Origin of the sequence: Aeromonas sp. Prich7-2 (assembly GCF_017939255.1) — a bacterium.
GTDB lineage: Bacteria > Pseudomonadota > Gammaproteobacteria > Enterobacterales > Aeromonadaceae > Aeromonas > Aeromonas caviae.
Map to the genome: position 1 here is coordinate 1 of NZ_JAGKRI010000365.1, position 601 is coordinate 601.

1 pseudogene is annotated in these 601 nt (G+C 57.2%); it reads left to right on the forward strand.

What is annotated here, in order from left to right:
• Positions 1 to 146 precede the first annotated feature (146 nt).
• Positions 147 to 601, forward strand: a pseudogene (locus J9892_RS24965) (IS481-like element ISAs19 family transposase); the annotation flags it as partial.

A 601-nucleotide genomic window follows, 5' to 3' on the forward strand; every position in this document is an offset into this window, starting at 1 on the left:
GAACAGTGATTCCGGGATGTTGAACACTGTTTCCGGAAAGGAGGGGCGAAGTGTTCAGGTTGAACCGGAATGAGCGTTCACATTGGTCCGGAAATGGTGTTCACGTTGAATCGGAATTGGTGTTCATGATCGGCCGGAATATGCACGGCTACAGCCGTCAGCAGTTCTACGAAATTCGCCGTAACTATCAGACCTATGGCGCCGAGGGCTTGCTCGACAAACTACCCGGCTGTAAAGGGGCGCATCCCAACCGGGTCGCTCCCGAGATTGAGCAAGCCATCCTCGATTACTCTCTCACCAGACCAACTCATGGCCCGCTGCGGGTCGCCCAAGAACTGGCTCTGCAAGGCATCAATGTCAGTGCGGGTGGTGTGCGTGGCGTGTGGCAACGTCACGACTTGCTCTCCAAACACGACCGCTTGTTGCGCCTCGAGAAAACCCACCGGGAGCAGACCATTGAGCTCAATGACGAGCAGATCCGCCTGCTCGAGCGCTTCAGCCCCGAGTTTCGCGAACGCCAAATTGAGGTTCACTACACCGGGGAACTGGTGGCGGTCGACACCTTCTTCGTCGGCGCACTCAAGGGGGTGGGCAAGGTGTA